General features: G+C 62.4%; 17 protein-coding genes. 6 read left to right on the top strand and 11 right to left on the bottom strand.

What is annotated here, in order from left to right:
- A partial coding sequence (locus tag QZ653_RS00680) for a thioredoxin (protein WP_296417018.1) occupies nt 1-596 on the top strand: 596 nt, incomplete at its 5' end.
- 3 nt (nt 597-599) lie between these two features.
- Here QZ653_RS00680 and QZ653_RS00685 read toward each other — a convergent pair.
- The 5 genes from QZ653_RS00685 to argH form a co-directional block, all read right to left on the bottom strand.
- On the bottom strand, nt 600-3,236 hold the full coding sequence (locus QZ653_RS00685; RefSeq protein ID WP_366933041.1) for a DUF4175 domain-containing protein: 2,637 nt from the start codon (nt 3,234-3,236) through the stop codon (nt 600-602).
- Between the two features lie 66 nt (nt 3,237-3,302).
- A complete protein-coding gene (gene lysA, locus QZ653_RS00690; protein WP_296417021.1) occupies nt 3,303-4,568 on the bottom strand; it encodes a diaminopimelate decarboxylase in 1,266 nt (421 codons plus the stop codon).
- A gap of 116 nt (nt 4,569-4,684) precedes the next feature.
- The gene (locus tag QZ653_RS00695; RefSeq protein WP_296417023.1) at nt 4,685-5,005 is read right to left on the bottom strand and encodes a DUF2834 domain-containing protein; all 321 of its coding nucleotides are present in this window, start codon (nt 5,003-5,005) and stop codon (nt 4,685-4,687) included.
- The gene (locus QZ653_RS00700; protein WP_296417025.1) at nt 5,005-5,178 is read right to left on the bottom strand and encodes a hypothetical protein; all 174 of its coding nucleotides are present in this window, start codon (nt 5,176-5,178) and stop codon (nt 5,005-5,007) included. The genes QZ653_RS00695 and QZ653_RS00700 overlap by 1 nt, the downstream gene beginning before the upstream one ends.
- Entirely contained in the window at nt 5,175-6,569 is a 1,395-nt protein-coding gene (argH, locus tag QZ653_RS00705) for an argininosuccinate lyase (protein WP_296417027.1), read from the bottom strand. Before argH ends, QZ653_RS00700 begins: the two co-directional genes overlap by 4 nt.
- A gap of 30 nt (nt 6,570-6,599) precedes the next feature.
- Between argH and QZ653_RS00710 the strand changes: the two genes are divergently transcribed.
- Complete coding sequence (locus tag QZ653_RS00710; protein WP_296417028.1) at nt 6,600-7,187, top strand: TlpA disulfide reductase family protein; 588 nt, start codon at nt 6,600-6,602, stop codon at nt 7,185-7,187.
- Between the two features lie 35 nt (nt 7,188-7,222).
- On the opposite strand, the gene QZ653_RS00715 is transcribed toward QZ653_RS00710, so the two are convergent.
- Nucleotides 7,223-8,008: a MauE/DoxX family redox-associated membrane protein gene (locus tag QZ653_RS00715; RefSeq protein WP_296417030.1), complete on the bottom strand. Its 786-nt coding sequence runs from the start codon at nt 8,006-8,008 to the stop codon at nt 7,223-7,225.
- Nucleotides 8,009-8,152: 144 nt separating this feature from the next.
- Between QZ653_RS00715 and QZ653_RS00720 the strand changes: the two genes are divergently transcribed.
- The gene (locus QZ653_RS00720; protein WP_296417032.1) at nt 8,153-8,425 is read left to right on the top strand and encodes a metal-sensitive transcriptional regulator; all 273 of its coding nucleotides are present in this window, start codon (nt 8,153-8,155) and stop codon (nt 8,423-8,425) included.
- A gap of 4 nt (nt 8,426-8,429) precedes the next feature.
- Here QZ653_RS00720 and QZ653_RS00725 read toward each other — a convergent pair whose 3' ends face one another.
- The 5 genes from QZ653_RS00725 to ubiA form a co-directional block, all read right to left on the bottom strand.
- Nucleotides 8,430-9,308, bottom strand: coding sequence for a copper resistance D family protein (locus QZ653_RS00725; RefSeq protein ID WP_296417033.1), 879 nt, complete (start codon nt 9,306-9,308; stop codon nt 8,430-8,432).
- Complete coding sequence (locus tag QZ653_RS00730; protein ID WP_296417035.1) at nt 9,305-9,649, bottom strand: copper resistance protein CopC; 345 nt, start codon at nt 9,647-9,649, stop codon at nt 9,305-9,307. The genes QZ653_RS00725 and QZ653_RS00730 overlap by 4 nt, the downstream gene beginning before the upstream one ends.
- Nucleotides 9,650-9,725: 76 nt before the next feature.
- Entirely contained in the window at nt 9,726-10,040 is a 315-nt protein-coding gene (locus QZ653_RS00735) for a hypothetical protein (protein ID WP_296417036.1), read from the bottom strand.
- Nucleotides 10,037-11,932 carry an OmpA family protein gene (locus tag QZ653_RS00740; protein ID WP_296417037.1) on the bottom strand — a complete coding sequence of 632 codons (1,896 nt, stop codon included), beginning with the start codon at nt 11,930-11,932 and terminating at the stop codon, nt 10,037-10,039. The genes QZ653_RS00735 and QZ653_RS00740 overlap by 4 nt, the downstream gene beginning before the upstream one ends.
- Nucleotides 11,933-11,989: 57 nt before the next feature.
- On the bottom strand, nt 11,990-12,949 hold the full coding sequence (gene ubiA, locus QZ653_RS00745; protein ID WP_296417038.1) for a 4-hydroxybenzoate octaprenyltransferase: 960 nt from the start codon (nt 12,947-12,949) through the stop codon (nt 11,990-11,992).
- 11 nt (nt 12,950-12,960) lie between these two features.
- Between ubiA and QZ653_RS00750 the strand changes: the two genes are divergently transcribed.
- The 3 genes from QZ653_RS00750 to QZ653_RS00760 are packed head-to-tail and all read left to right on the top strand — an operon-like array spanning nt 12,961 to nt 15,043.
- Nucleotides 12,961-13,701 carry a 16S rRNA (uracil(1498)-N(3))-methyltransferase gene (locus QZ653_RS00750; protein ID WP_296417039.1) on the top strand — a complete coding sequence of 247 codons (741 nt, stop codon included), beginning with the start codon at nt 12,961-12,963 and terminating at the stop codon, nt 13,699-13,701.
- Nucleotides 13,698-14,537 (top strand): GNAT family N-acetyltransferase, encoded by an 840-nt coding sequence (locus tag QZ653_RS00755; protein ID WP_296417040.1) that lies wholly within the window; start codon nt 13,698-13,700, stop codon nt 14,535-14,537. Before QZ653_RS00750 ends, QZ653_RS00755 begins: the two co-directional genes overlap by 4 nt.
- Nucleotides 14,534-15,043, top strand: coding sequence for a hypothetical protein (locus QZ653_RS00760; protein WP_296417042.1), 510 nt, complete (start codon nt 14,534-14,536; stop codon nt 15,041-15,043). Before QZ653_RS00755 ends, QZ653_RS00760 begins: the two co-directional genes overlap by 4 nt.
- The last annotated feature ends 56 nt before the right edge of the window (nt 15,044-15,099 follow it).

The following is a 15,099-nucleotide window of genomic DNA, read 5'->3' on the forward strand; positions in this document are numbered from 1 at the left end:
AGCCGGAGCCGCAGCCTGAACCTCAGCGCCGAGAACTCGACCCCGGCGTGGCGGATATCTTGCGTCAGGAGGCGGAGTTCGAACAGGCCGCGCGTGCTGCCGAAGCGGATCCGATCGAGACCCAGCCGGAAATGGATTTGTCCCATGATCCGGATGAGGACCGCCGCAGTCGTGAAGCCCGCGACCGGCTGGCCCGTTTGCGTGGTGAGCAGGACACGACCACCAATGCCGCCACCGCAGCCGCCGTTGGCGCGACAATGGCCACGCAGACCGATGCGCCGCGCCGCGAATTGCTGCCTGACATCGAAGAAATCAATTCAACCTTGCGGCCTTCCGAAAACACCGCATCATCGACCAGCGAAGACGACACCGCACCGCCCAAAAGCGGGTTCCGCCGCGGGTTCATGGTGATGGTGCTGATCGCCCTGATCGCGCTGGCGGCCTATGTGTTCGCGCCACAGATTTCAGCGGCCATTCCGCAGACCGAACCCGCATTGACGGCCTATGTCGATTGGGTCGACAGCCTGCGGTTATGGCTGGATGCCCAGATCGGCACTCTGGTGGAACAAGCGACCTCCGGCGAGGCTGACAGCTAGAGATCAGAAACGGTCAAGCAACCGGCGCAGATAGTCCAGTTCTTCCTGAGGACGGGTCTGTTCCGACGACCTGTCCCGCAACTCGCGCAACAGTTCCTCGGCGCGGCGGTTCAGATCGTCCTGAAGCATGGATTCCTCGGATCCGAACTGGCCTTGCGTGCCCATTTGACGGCCCAGTGGATCGCGGCGTTCAGGCTCAGGTCGGCCTTCGGCGTTGCCCGTCTGGGTGCCCTGACCTTCGCGCAGTTCATCATTCGTCTGATTTTCGGCCAAAGCCTGTCCAAGGTTGCGCAGCCCGTCACGCAAAGCATCAAGCGCTTCTGCCTGTTGATCGATCGCACCGGGCAAGTCGCCTTCGCGCAGGGCGTCTTCAGCGTTGTCCATGGCCCCCTCGGCGCGTTCCAGCGACCGCTCCGCGTTGTCGGCGGCATCGCCGGTCAGACCGGGCAGGCCATCGCGCAACCGGTTTAGACCCTGACGCAACGCCTGCTGGCGTTCGGCCAGTGATCCCGCATCACCGCCACCCCCTTCGCCGGCCTGACCATTCTCGCCGGTCAGACCGCCTTGGGTGTTGTCCCCCTGACCTTGGCCCTGACCCTGTTGCTGGCCCTGCTGGCCGCTTTGGCCCTGCTGCCCATCCTGACCTTGTTGGCCTTGCTGACCCGGCTGTTGGCCTTGCTGCTGGCCGGGCTGTTGGCCCTGTTGCTGACCTTGCTGCTGGCCGTCCTGCTGGCCCTGATTGAACTGCTCCTGCAATTCGCGGAACGCCTCATCCGACAGCTGCTGCTGGTCGCGCAACGTTTCAGCGAGGTCTTCCATGCTTTGTTCACCGGGCGATTGCGGCCCGCCTTCGCCGCCCTCGCCTTGGGTGACTTGCAGGTTTTCCATCAACTCGTTGAGCTGTTCCATCAGCTCCATCGCTTCGGCCATGCGGCCTTCTTCCATCAACTCCTGAATACGATCCATAAGCGCCTGAAGTTCGTCCTGCGTGATCGTCTGGCTTTCGCCGCCTTGGGGCTGGTCGGTGCCGTCCTGCGGTTCTGCATTCTGGGCGAGCATGTTCATGTAATCATTCATCGCCTCACGCAGTTCCTGCATCAGTTCTGCGATTTCCTCGTCGGAGGCACCATTGCGCATGGCTTCTTCCAGCCGTTCCTGCGCACGTTCCAGACGGGCGCGCGCATCGGCCAGCGACCCTTCCTCAAGCTGGACGGCAAGCTCCCACATGGCGTCCACGACCTCATCGCGGACCTCATCGGTCAGGCCGACATCTTCGATGTTTTCCAGCCGGCGGATGATGAACCGCAGCCGCAGGTATGTGGTTTCATCGGGAAAGACGTCATCGGGGCGGTTGGACACCGCGCGCAGCACTTGGGCCACACGGGGCGCGTTGGATTTCGACCACAGGATGTCGCGGCGCTGTTCGATGACCGCGCGCGCGATGGGCTGGAAAAACCGCCGTCCGGGCAGGATGACCGGTTCGGGATCGGTGGCGCCGGTCTGGCCTAACGCGTCCTCGACCTGCAACGTAATGGTGACGGGCAGGTTGGCGAAGGGATGCTCGCTGAAATCGTCGATCAACATCTCTTCGAAATCGGCACGGTCGCCGGAAAAGGGCATGGGCAGGTCAAGGACCACCGGATCGCGCGGGTCAGGATCGGCGGCCAAACCGTAGCGGCGATCCACGCGCGATGGATCAAGCGCAATTGTGGCGGTGCCCGCGACGACGGCATAATCATCGGTGGCGGCAAAGGGTTGGGACATTTCGCCCATGGCGTCCGCCTCAACCGGGGCGGTCAGGTCCACGGTGGGGGCCTCATCCTCCAGCAACAGAATGGTCCAACTGGCCCCGCCTTCCCCGTCAATGGTGATGGTGCCGGATTGCGTGACGGCAAACCCCTGTTGCAGATCGGTGGCGGCGGGAATGTCCTCTGTCCGGCCGGAGACGGTTTCGGACACCGTGAGATCACCCACATCGCCGTAAAGGCGGATTGTGACAAAGGAACCTTGGGGAATTTGCACGCGGTTGGCGACGATGTCGGCCAGATAAAGCGTGGGCTTGCCGGTGTAGGCAGGCGGTTCGATCCAGCCTTCCCATACAGGACCTGCGGCAAGGGTGGGGTCAACGCCCTGTGCCACATCGCCCACAGTGCCAACCCGCCAGATGGACCCGAACAGCAAAGCCACGACCATGACGAGCAGCGCGACATAGCGTACGCCGTAGGGGTCTTTGGACGACACCCGTAAATCAGGTTCAACCGCGCGGGCCTCACGTGTCTTGGCGGCCATTCGCTCCAAATGGGCCGCCCAGACCGCCTCTGACGCGGGATCACCCGCCCCGATGGCCTGTTGGTCGTTCAGCGCGGCAATGGGACGGCCCGGCAGGCGCGCATCGACACGGGCCACAGCCTCGGCCCGCGTGGGCCATGAATACGCGCGGAAGCCACGGTAAAGCGTATATAGGAGCGCCAGCACCGCGATGACGCCGCCGACCCACAAAACCTCAAGCGGGGCGCGCTCGTGCCAGCCCATCATCAGCGGTGCGATGGCCAGAAACACCACCGTCCAGACCGGCCAGAACGCCTGCGTCACGCGTTCAGCCACAAGGCCCGCGCGGGTCAGCGCGACAGGCCGTTTCAGGTGCCGTGGAACGGGATAATCAGGGGTCAGGTGCCCTCTCCTGCTGATTTGGCGATGCCGGAACGATCATAGCCACTCAGGTATGGTATCTCGATTGATCATCTCGTCAAAGGTGGGACGTCGGCGGATAACCGCGAATTGATCTCCCTGCACTAAAACTTCGGGGATCAGGGGGCGGGAGTTATATTCGCTCGACATCACCGCGCCATAGGCCCCGGCAGAGCGGAAGGCGACCAGATCAGCGGCAGACAGCGTGGGCATCAGGCGTTCCTTGGCAAAGGTATCGCCGGATTCGCAGACAGGTCCGACGATGTCATAAGGCGTGAAATCATGGCCCGGCGCGGGTTCAACGACAGGGATGATATCGTGCCACGCCTCATACATCGCGGGACGGATCAGGTCGTTCATGGCGGCATCGAGGATCAGAAATTTGCGGCCTTCGCCGGATTTCACATAGATGACCCCCGCCACCAGAAGGCCCGCATTGCCCGAAATCAAGCGGCCCGGTTCAATCTCGATCTCGCAGCCCAGATGGCCGACCTCTTCTTGCACCATGGCACCGTAGTCGGTGGGCAAAGGCGGGGCGGAATTGTCGCGGGCATAAGGAATGCCCAGACCGCCCCCCAGATCAAGGCGCGTAATCTCATGCCCATCGGCACGCAGCTGTTCGGTCAACTCGGCCACCTTGCGATAGGCCAGACGGAAAGGTTCCAACGCGGTCAACTGGCTGCCGATATGCACATCAATACCAATCACCTTGAGCCCCGGAAGGGCGGCGGCCATGGCATAGACCTCACGGGCGCGCGAAATCGGGATGCCGAATTTGTCTTCCTTTTTGCCCGTGGAAATCTTCGCGTGGGTCTTGGCGTCCACATCCGGGTTTACGCGCACGGTGATCGGCGCCTGCATGCCCAAGGACACGGCCACGTCGGACAGGGCTTCCATCTCGGGCTCGGATTCGACGTTAAACTGACGGATTCCGCCCTCAAGCGCCGTGCGCATTTCCTCGCGCGTTTTACCGATACCGGAAAAGACGATCCGGTCGCCGGGAATGCCTGCGGCCCGCGCGCGGCGATATTCGCCGCCAGATACCACATCCATGCCGGCCCCTGCATCGCCCAGCAGCTTCAACACCGCCTGATTGGAGAGCGATTTCATCGCGAAACACACAAGATGATCGGTCCAGGACAGCGCTTCATCAAACAGCTTGAAATGTCGCAACAAGGTGGCGGAGGAATAGACATAGAACGGCGTGCCGACCTCGGCCGCGATCTGCGCAATCGCCACATCCTCGGCCATCAACTGACCGTCCCGATAGAGAAAATGATCCACGTCTGCACCTCGATAGATTCGCGTCGCACGCAGACCTAGCAGATCAGGCGCGCGGTCCAACCTTCATCTGGCCCAAAAAACTCCCGCCGGAGGCACCAAAATTCGCAGAATTTTGGTCACCCGCCCGCGGCACGCGCCTGTGACATGCGGATAAAAATATACAAGGGCAGCCCGCAACTGACCCCGATTCCGAAGGTCGCGGGAATCGTAACCAGCCGCACCCATTGGCGGGTCTGAACGGCTTCGTAAATAACCCAGACCGTCAGGGCGACAGCGGCCACCGTCAGATCCCAAACCAGACCCGAGGACGCATCATTGGCGTGCCACGCATCGACCATCGCCATGATGTCCCACGTATTCGCCTGAAACCACGCGATAAAGTAGGACATCGGGTGGATCGTGCCCCAGACGGCCAGCGCCGCGAACACCCATCTCATCAAAGGGACAGGCCCACGTTAAAGGTGCCGTTGGTGGCCCCCACGCCCACGTTGGGCGTCACGCCATTGGGCCCGACCGAAACACCCACATTGCCTGTTGGGCGGAACGGCGGATCGTCGGCGCCGCAGGCGGCGACGATGCTTAAGGTGATCAATGCAATAACAATTCTCATGACAAAACCTCTTTCCAGCGGCTGATCTGGGCGCGCACGTTGTCGGGCGCGGTGCCCCCGTAGGATGTACGGCTGCGCACGGAGTTGTCCACTCCCAGCACTTCAAACACCGCATCCGTGATGTCGCCATGGACCGATTGCATGTCCGACAACGTCAGATCCGGCAGGTCTATGCCCTTGTCTTCGGCCATGGCCACCAGCGAACCGGTGACATGGTGCGCATCGCGGAACGGCAGGCCCAAGGCGCGCACCAGCCAATCGGCAAGGTCTGTCGCGGTGGAAAAGCCCATGGCCGCAGCGACACGCAAATCGTCAGGCCGACCTTTCATGTCACCGACCATGCCGGTCATCGCGGCCAGCCCCAACATCAGGTTGTCGGCGGCGTCAAACACCTGTTCCTTGTCTTCCTGCATGTCCTTTGAATAGGTCAGCGGCAGGCCCTTCATCACCGTCATCAGCGCCACATTGGCCCCGAAAATCCGCCCGATCTTGGCGCGCAACAACTCTGCCGCGTCGGGGTTACGCTTTTGCGGCATGATGGAAGAACCCGTGGACCACCGGTCCGACATGGACACGAACCGGAACTGGGCCGAGGACCAGATCACCAGTTCTTCGGCCAGACGGCTCAGGTGCATGGCGCAGATGGAGGCAGCGGACAGGAATTCCAACGCGAAATCACGGGCCGCGACAGCGTCCAAGGAATTGGCCATGGGCCGGTCAAAACCCAGCGCCTCGGCCGTCATCTGACGATCCAGTGGAAAGGATGTGCCCGCCAATGCTGCGGCCCCCAAGGGGCTTTCATTCATACGGGCGCGCGCATCCGCAAACCGCGCACGGTCGCGGGCGAACATTTCCACATAGGCCATCATGTGGTGGCCCCATGTCACCGGTTGGGCCACTTGCAGATGGGTAAAGCCGGGCATGACCCAATCGGCGCCCTCCTCGGCCTGCCCGAGCAGCGCCTTTTGCAGTGCCACCAAAGCCTCCATCGCGGCATCGCACTGGTCGCGGACCCACAGGCGAAAATCGACGGCCACCTGATCGTTGCGCGACCGGCCCGTGTGCAGACGGCCTGCGGGTTCGCCCACGATCTCTTTCAGGCGGGCTTCGACGTTCATGTGGATGTCTTCCAGCTCCACCCGATAAGGGAACGTCCCGCCCTCGATTTCTGACAACACCGTGAGGAGGCCTTCCCTTATGGCGTCGGCATCGTCATTGGTGATGATACCAGTGGCGGCCAACATGGCGGCATGGGCGCGGGAGCCTGCGATGTCTTGGGGTGCCAAGCGGCGGTCAAACCCGATGGAGGCATTGATCGCCTCCATGATCGCGTCCGGCCCTGCGGCGAACCGTCCGCCCCACATTGCATTCGAGGATGTTTTGTCCGACATGAATAGCGTCCTTAAGCACGGGTGACCCGAATGAGAAAACAGCTGATCCTTGCCGCTGCCGCCGTCATCGGTGTTGCCGGTGGGCTATACCTAGCGAGCGAGACCGAGGGAACCCCCGGCCTGCCGGAGGTGGATTTTGCCACCGTCGAAGCGATGCGCGAAGGCGACATGCAAAAGCTGCAGTTCGGCGTCGATCGCGGATCGGACGTGGTGTTTGTGAACGAGGACGGGTCGGATATGACGCTGGCCGCGTTCGAAGGCAAACATGTGCTGTTGAATTTCTGGGCCACATGGTGTGCGCCCTGCCGCAAGGAAATGCCGCATCTGTCGCAGGTGCAGGCGGAACTGGGCAGCGATGATTTTGAGGTTGTGACCGTGGCAACCGGCCTGAACCAGCGCCCCGCGATGGAGAGGTTTCTGGCGGAGATCGGCGTCGACAACCTGCCGCTGCACACCGATCCGAATTCCGCGCTGGCGCGGGATTTCGGTGTCGTGGGCCTGCCGGTGACCTTGGTCCTTGATCCGCAAGGGTATGAGGTCGCACGGCTGATTGGCGATGCGGACTGGGCCAGCGACAACGCCAAGGCGATCCTTCGGGCGCTGATCGCGGACGACTAGATCAACTGGCCCGCGAGGCCGCAGCCGCGACGGGGCTAGATCATCAGCCACAACATGACGACGGCCATGGCGATCATCATCAGGTTTTCGGTCAAGCTGACGAACCCCAGCGGAACGTTTGAATTGCCGCCCACGCAGGCACATTTCAACTCCCGTTTGTCTATATAGACCGCTTTGAAGACGCTGATGGCACCGATGGTCGCGATGAACAAAGCCGCAGGGGCGGCCAGCCATGTCAGGATCATGCCGGTCATCAGGATGCCCGCTCCGGTTTCGACAAAGGGATAGATATAGCCGTAGGGCACCCATTTACGGGCCAGCAAATCATAGTTCAGGAACATGGTGCTGAACCCTTCAACATCGCGCAACTTCTGCATCCCCAACAGGATCATCGAAACGGAGATAAACCAGCCCAGCGTTTGCCACGTGATGGCCCCCAGAAACCCGATGGACAGGGCCACAGCCGTCAATGCGGCAACCGCAAAGAGATAGAGGACAGGACGATAGGTTTTGGCCTTCGGGTCCCATCCGGTCAGCTTTTCGCGCAGGTCGGTGTAGCCGCCCACCCGTTCGCCTTCGATCCAGGCTTGAGGGGTGGTTTTCACACCGTGTTCGGCCTTGAAGGCGTCCACTTCGGCCCGCGTGCGAAACAGCCGGTCGTCCACCTCGTACCCTTCGCGGTCCAGCAGCCAGCGCGCCTTTTGACCGGAGGGGCACAAATGGTCCGGCAGGGCCATCCGGTAAAGAACGGCTGTCTTTCCGGTCGCGGCCTGTGCCGGGGCGGTCTCGACATCGGCGACATCACGGGTTTGCTGTGGCATTTGCTGTCTATCCTGTTTGTGTCATCGGTGGCGGGGTATTTGAGGCCACACACCTCTATACCCCTATAGGGTATAAATACAACCGTCATCCGTTTAGTTCCATCCCCCCTCGACTTGCCCATAACGCACGTGCCACAAGAAAGGATGCACAAGAACCGCGACGCCGCCCTGAACCGCCTCAAACGCCTTGAAGGGCAGGTGCGCGGCATTGCCAAGATGATTGAGGACGATCGGTATTGCGTTGATGTCCTGACGCAGATTGCCGCTGCTCGTGCAGCACTGAAAGGTGTCGAGAAGCTGGTGATCGACGACCATGCCGCCCATTGCATCGAAGACGCGCTTGCGTCGGGTGATCCGCAGGACCAACGGGCCAAGTTCACGGAACTTCTGGACCTGTTGGACAAGGCGCGCGGCTAGACTGTCAAAGGTTGACCGGCGGTGTGGTCAGCACTGTCAGGGCCGCTGTCGCCAGCAAGATGACGGCGACGGCCACTGCCTCGGCGAGGATCGACCTTTTCAAGGCCGGACCGGCCTCCGCTGTCCCTGCCCGCAAGGCAGGCACCAGCCGCAGCTTGTTGAGAGCTGCAAAGCCCAAAAGCACCGAAACTCCCGCCACCTTCAACAAAAGACCAGCCCCATAGGCCGTCCCGAACAAAGCAGACAGCGAACCGGACAGCAGCCACGCAAGGGCCACCCCTGCAACAACCAGCACGGCAACACCGTAGGCAGCCACGGTGCCGAAATTGTGCAACAAGTCCGCGCCATGAGGGGTGGACGCCGCGCGCCTGAGGGGCATCAAGGCTCCGACCCAAAGGGCCGCCGCCAGAAGGTGCACACCAACAAGACCCGCCAAGGCGCCGCGGGGTGCGCCCAATGAATGGCCCACCTGTGTGTAGGACACAGCCACGGCACAACATCCCGCCAAGGCAATCCAACGCCCCCAACGCGGCACCAAAAGCGCCAGAATGGCCAGTTCACCGGCGCCACGCCACACAGCAGCCGTGCCCAGCGGGCTGTCCCAGACAAAGCCCAGCATCACCGGATCCAACGCACCGTCGACCCCCATGCCTGAAATGCGGGCCGCCCTGATGCCGAACCGCGCTGCGAGTATGACCAGCCCAATCAGCGCTGCCGCGACAGCAAGACGCTGCGCCACGCGCACCACTTCAGGTGCGGCCCGACGTGCGAAGACAAACACAAACAGGACACCGCCCATAGCCAGCAAGGCAGCACCATACCCCATTGCCTTGACGACAACGGCAAGCAACGCTGCCCCGTCAACAGGGGCCAGTCCGGTCATTCAACAATCACAAACGAGAAACTGCCCTGCATCGGATGCCCGTCGGCGGCCATGCCGCGCCAGTCAAACCGGTAGCTTCCGGGTGCAAGCGCCTGTGTGGGCAGGGCGCGGAATTCCGTCACCGCATCCATGCCGGTTTCGCGGTCAATTCCTATTTCGCCAGCATCCGATGTGAGGGTCACGGTGATGACGCGCACGGGATCGTCGAACCGCATGGACACCTCGGGCACCTCCGTGACCTGGGCACCGTCTGCGGGCGTTGTGGCGTCGGTTTTGGAATGGGCAAACGCCATTACCGGAACCAGACAAACCGCAAGAGTGACGAGGGTATATTTGATCATATCGAAAGCCTTCGGTAGGGCGTAGCAATTCGCACGACAGGGGTCCGGATCGCTGACGGATGGGGTTGATGAGGTCCTAGCCTTGTAGCTGGCCGCGCAGATGTTCGGCCTCGGTGCGGGCATCGCGCAGGCCGTCCATGGCGGCGCGCAGTTCAGCCTCGGTCTGGCTCAGCTGGTTGGTGATTTCCGCCTCACGTTGTTGCAGATAGGTGATCGCCTGATCGCGGGTTTCCTCGGCTTCATGCAAAGCCTGCGCCATACGGTCCAATTCGCCCACTTCGGCTTTGGACACGCGGGTGAAGCGGTTGATCAGCCAAGAGGCAAACCAGCCCAGCGAAAACGCGACAAACAGGATGATCGCTGTGGCGACGATGAATTCGGTTCTGTTCATTCGGTGGCCTCGTCCCCGGTCTGTTCTGCAGCGGCGGCTTCTGCTTCGATCTGCTCAAGCGCTGTGGGTTCTTCGGTACTTTCCGGCACGATCAATGTAAACTCAATCCGTCGGTTCGCCTCACGGCCTGCTTCGGTTTCATTGTCGGCAATCGGGTTTTCCTCGCCGTAGCCGACGGACCGGAAGCTGGACACCGGCACGCGGCGCACGCGCAGCGCATCGAGAACCGCATCGGCACGCTGCTGGCTGAGGCGCTGATTGCCCCCTTCGGAGCCCTGACTGTCGGTGTAGCCCGCGATTTCAAGCCGAAGATCGGAACACCGGCGCAGAATGTCGGCGATGTCGTCGATGATGCTGGCACCTTCGCCTGCGATATTCGCGGAACCGGGGTCGAAGGTGATCTTGCGTGCGGCGGTGACGGCGGTGATCTGGTCAAGGCATTCTTCCTCGGTCGGGAGGGCCGCGATCGGATCGAGGGCCTCCACATAGGTCACGTTTACCTCGAATTCGGCGGAACTGCCCAGCTTGTCGACCAGAAGACGGCTGATGATTCCGTTGGCGTCTTCCACACCTGAATTGCCGCGCACGACAATCGTATCGGGCTGCACCGTCACCGACCCGTTGGACAGCGACGACAGCGCTTCGACCCCGGCCAGAACGCGCACCGGCCATGTGCCGGGCAGACCGTCCGAGACACGGGTCGCCATGGAGATATCGTTGGATCCGAATTTCGCACGGGCAAAGTTTTCTGCCGTGGTGTTGAGCAATTCATCAGACACGCGGCCGCGCAACTGCACCAGCCCTTCGGGGCTGAGGGTGGCGACAAACTGTGGCGGCCCGTCCTGCCCCTGAACGGGGGCCTCGGGCAGGATCGCCTCAAGTGCAAAAGCCTCGGGCAAGGTATTCTCAAGCTCGCCTGCGACACGGTCGAACAGGCCCTGAACCGCACCCTGCTGGCCGACCAGTGTCACCTCCGTGTCCGAGATCGTGACCGTGCCACCACCGAGTTCATCCACAGCCTCAAGCGCCATGGTCACCGCATCGGCCCAGCGCGCGGTGGGCGCACCCAAAGCGACAGTGCAGCCGACACGGCCTTCGATCCCGGCCGCCTGGGCCGCTGTCACGATGCGACGTTCGGCGGCGGGCGTATCGGCCACGCAACTGTCAAAGCGCGCCCCGTCAGCATCCTTGATAAAGCGTGTCACAAAGGGCGACACGACCTGACGGGGGGCCATGATGTTCAGCGTCACCAGCTGGCCTTGCGGGGTGATGCGGCGCAGTTCGTTTTCGAAGGCGGCCTTTTCCTCGGGCGAATCCGAGATCGCCTCAACCGACACGCGTCCCGCACGCACGGAAATCTTCGAACGCGGCAACTGGCGCAAGGCGCGCAGGGCGAAATCCACGGAGTCGTTCCAGCCCAGCGGAGTTTCGTAATCCGCCGTCTCAAGGAAATCCGCGAAGTTGCCGTCGCGGCCTGCAAGACCTGCAAACCGTGCGGTCAGCGCCTCACGATCGGTGGCGGCAGGGATCAGCCCGATAAGGGACACGCCGCTGTCGTTGCGCAAAATCTCCATGGAGAATTCGGGCGCCTGCAACGCCTCGGAGGCTTTGACGGTCATGTTGTCGATCACGCGGCTGGCGTCGACCATGGACCCCGCGGTGGAGATGGCGCGGAACCGGTTGGCTTCGGTCGGGGCCTCCCCCTCCAGGATCACCTGCAAGCCGTCGCCCAGCACGGTCGCGAAGTCGTGGCCGTTTTCCTGCAAGGCGATCTGCACGGCATCGACAGACCGTGTTTCCACCGTGGCCACAGCAAAGCGCGCACCTACGACGCAGATCACGGCTGCGATGGCAAAGGCGGCAAGGCGCACAAAAAGTTCTGACAGCCGCATGGCGGATCCTTTGAAACCTGTGAAGTGTCGTTTAGGCGGTTCGGGCCTTGGGTTCAATCATAGCAAAAGGGCGACGGCGAAAAACGGCACGGGGATCAGGCCCGCGTCGCGGTTGGACCGGAACAGGCGCAGCAGGTGGGGGCCGTCGTCCGCGTCAAACGTGCGCAGCTGCCATGCCAGATGCCAGCCCATGGCCCACGGCCCGCCCAGCGCCACCACCAGAGCCAGAATGGACGCATCCTGTGCGGCCCAAATGATAGCAAGGCCCAGAAGGATGATCGTGTTCATCAAAAACAGCCGCAGCCATTTGCGGGTCGCATCCCCAAACAGCCGCGCCGTGGATTTCACCCCGATCAGCGCGTCATCTTCAGCGTCCTGATGGGCGTAGATCGTATCGTAGAAAAGCGTCCACGCGATGCCTGCCAGATAAAGGACAAAGGCCGGCCATTCCAACGTGCCGGTGTGCGCTGTCCATGCCAGCAATGCCCCCCAGTTGAAAGCAAGGCCCAGAAACACCTGCGGCCACCACGTGAACCGTTTCGCGAAGGGGTAAATGGCGACGGGGATCAGCGACGCAAAGCCCAGCAGAACCGCATTGGGCGGAAATGTCAGCAGGATCAACAGAGCCACCAGCGATTGCGACGCCATCCAGATCAGCGCGGCCCGCACGCCCACTTGCCCAGACGGAATGGGCCGCAGCGCCGTGCGCTCAACCGATCCGTCGATATGCCGGTCGGTGATGTCGTTCCACGTGCACCCCGCTCCGCGCATGAGGAACGCGCCCAACGCACAGCCCAGCGCGATCCATGCATCATAAAGGCTGGCGCTGCCTGTGTGCAGCATCGCCAGCAGCAGTGACCACCAGCAGGGCAGCAACAACAACCACGTGCCGATGGGCCTGTCCGCACGGGACAGCCTCAGAAACGGCCGCGTGCGCGGGGGCGCCCATGTGTCGACCCAATTGCCGGTCACGGCATCGGCAATCGGCCCCTCTGGTGTCCCGTCTTGATGGGTCATATGGTCCTCGCATGGCACGGAAAAACAATCACATTCGGCTCTATGTAGATCATCCTTTGCGGGCGGCGCAAAGGGTCAGCCTGACGCGGGATCAGGCGCATTATCTGTTCGGGGTCATGCGGCTGGGGCTGGGCGACGCAGTGGCGTTGTTCAACGGGCGCGATGGCGAATGGCACGCGCAAGTCAGTGAGGCTGGCAAGAAAGGCGGCGTCCTGACCTGCGCAGACCAGACCCGCCCGCAAACCGCCCCGCCGGATCTGTGGCTGGTCTGTGCGCCGATCCGCCGTGAACGGCTGTCGTTTCTGGTGGAAAAGGCCGTGGAACTGGGGGCCGCACGGATCGTGCTGATGCAGACGGAGTTCACCCAAGACGCCAAGCGCGTCCGTGTCGATAAATTGCAGGCCACCGCCGTAGAAGCAGCGGAGCAATGTGAGGCCTTGGTGGTGCCTGAGGTTACCGAAGTCACCAAATTCAAACCCCTCATGGACGGCTGGGACCCCACCCGCCAGATCATGTTCTGTGACGAGGCCGCCGCCGGTGCTGCCACCTCCCTGCCCGACACTCCCCCCCCGAATACCACCCACCCGTGGGCCGTCTTCATCGGACCCGAAGGCGGGTTTTCCGACACCGAACGCGCACGCCTGCGTGAGGTGGCGACGCCGGTATCGCTCGGCCCGCGCATCTTGCGCGCGGAAACGGCCGCGATTGCAGCCCTGACGCTGTGGCAATCGCGGCTGGGGGACTGGACGTGAGGTGGCGTGCCGCCACCGACGACGATGTGCCGCAAATGGAAGACTTCCTTCAGGCGCATCTGGAAACTTCGATGTTTCTGGTGTCCAACCTGCGCCGCTTTGGCCCAGCGGGTGCCGATCACGACTATGCCATGCGCTATTGGGTCACGGGATCACCCATAAGCGGCGTCTTCGCGCTGGCGACCAACGGCGCGATCATGGTGCAATGGCCGGACGCCGGCGATTGGTCGGAACCGCTGGCGCTGGTCGACCGCAGCGTGACGCGGCTGATCGGGGAAAGCGGACAAATCGCGCAGCTGCGCCATGCGGCGGGACTGGACGCGGCGGATACGTCTTTGAATTCTGAGGAAACGTTGTTTTCCCTAGCATTGGACAAGGCCACGATGCCGGATGGACCGGGCCACCTGCGCAGGGTGGTCGAGGCCGACCGGCCTGTGTTGCGCGACTGGATGCTGGACTATGATGTGAACACCCTTGGTTTGACCCGCGCGGACGCCGAGGCACGGGTGGACCGCGAATTTGACGCCGCTTTGGCCGCAGGCAGCCGCCGGATATTGGCAGAGGGTGAAACGCCCCTGTGTCTGACGGGCTTTAACGCTGTGGTGGATGATATCGTACAGGTGGGCCCCGTCTACACGCCCCCGGAACATCGCGGAAAAGGTCATGCGCGCCGCGCGGTGGCGTTGCACTTGCAAGAGGCGCGTAAGGACGGCGCCAATCGCAGCATTCTTTTTGCCACCGACCCGAGCGCCATCGCGGCCTATCGCGCGGTGGGCTTTCGGCCGATTGGCCGCTTTTCCCTGATCTTTTTTGAACATCCACAGGTGCTGGCATGATCCGCGCGGAAGTCAAAACGCTCGCCTGGAAATGGCGGGAGGTTCTGTTTGCCGCCGGAGTGGCGGGGCTTGGTCTGTGGTGGGGGTCCGCGTCTTTTGGCGTCATGCAATGGCTGGGCTATGGCGTGGCGGCGGTGGCGGTGATGCTGGGGATCGCTGCGGCCCAAAAGGTGCGGTTTCGCGGGGACAGCGACGGGCCGGGCGTGGTCGTTCTGGATGAACGGCGCGTGACCTATTTGGGGCCCGAGGATGGCGGCGTCGCGGACCTTGATCTGATGGTGCAACTTGATGTGACACCGGCACCGGCGTGGCGGCTGATAAATGCGGACGGGCATTACATCGACATCCCAACCGATGCCAAAGGCGTAGAGGTCTTGTTCGATGCCTTCACCGCCCTGCCCGGCCTTTCAACCCAACACATGCTGTCGGTTCTTCAGCGCACAAAGCCTGCGCGCATGACAGTCTGGATGGCACCCGGTCACAGACCTTACAAACAGGTGCATTGACACCGCCGCCCACAGGGGCCAACGGTGAGGTCCCAACGCGGAAAACGGCCCAAGTT

The sequence above is a fragment of the Pseudooctadecabacter sp. genome (genome assembly GCF_020627745.1).
Classification (GTDB): domain Bacteria; phylum Pseudomonadota; class Alphaproteobacteria; order Rhodobacterales; family Rhodobacteraceae; genus Octadecabacter.

Excerpts from the sequence above, each read along its gene's own strand:
- argH (WP_296417027.1), bottom strand. The coding sequence starts at position 6,569 with ATGTCGGACAAAACATCCTCGAATGCAATGTGGGGCGGACGGTTCGCC.
- QZ653_RS00725 (WP_296417033.1), bottom strand. The coding sequence starts at position 9,308 with ATGACCGGACTGGCCCCTGTTGACGGGGCAGCGTTGCTTGCCGTTGTC.
- QZ653_RS00715 (WP_296417030.1), bottom strand. The coding sequence starts at position 8,008 with ATGCCACAGCAAACCCGTGATGTCGCCGATGTCGAGACCGCCCCGGCA.
- QZ653_RS00750 (WP_296417039.1), top strand. The coding sequence starts at position 12,961 with ATGGCACGGAAAAACAATCACATTCGGCTCTATGTAGATCATCCTTTG.
- QZ653_RS00740 (WP_296417037.1), bottom strand. The coding sequence starts at position 11,932 with ATGCGGCTGTCAGAACTTTTTGTGCGCCTTGCCGCCTTTGCCATCGCA.
- QZ653_RS00735 (WP_296417036.1), bottom strand. The coding sequence starts at position 10,040 with ATGAACAGAACCGAATTCATCGTCGCCACAGCGATCATCCTGTTTGTC.
- QZ653_RS00710 (WP_296417028.1), top strand. The coding sequence starts at position 6,600 with ATGAGAAAACAGCTGATCCTTGCCGCTGCCGCCGTCATCGGTGTTGCC.
- QZ653_RS00760 (WP_296417042.1), top strand. The coding sequence starts at position 14,534 with ATGATCCGCGCGGAAGTCAAAACGCTCGCCTGGAAATGGCGGGAGGTT.
- QZ653_RS00695 (WP_296417023.1), bottom strand. The coding sequence starts at position 5,005 with ATGAGATGGGTGTTCGCGGCGCTGGCCGTCTGGGGCACGATCCACCCG.
- QZ653_RS00730 (WP_296417035.1), bottom strand. The coding sequence starts at position 9,649 with ATGATCAAATATACCCTCGTCACTCTTGCGGTTTGTCTGGTTCCGGTA.
- ubiA (WP_296417038.1), bottom strand. The coding sequence starts at position 12,949 with ATGACCCATCAAGACGGGACACCAGAGGGGCCGATTGCCGATGCCGTG.
- QZ653_RS00700 (WP_296417025.1), bottom strand. The coding sequence starts at position 5,178 with ATGAGAATTGTTATTGCATTGATCACCTTAAGCATCGTCGCCGCCTGC.
- QZ653_RS00720 (WP_296417032.1), top strand. The coding sequence starts at position 8,153 with ATGCACAAGAACCGCGACGCCGCCCTGAACCGCCTCAAACGCCTTGAA.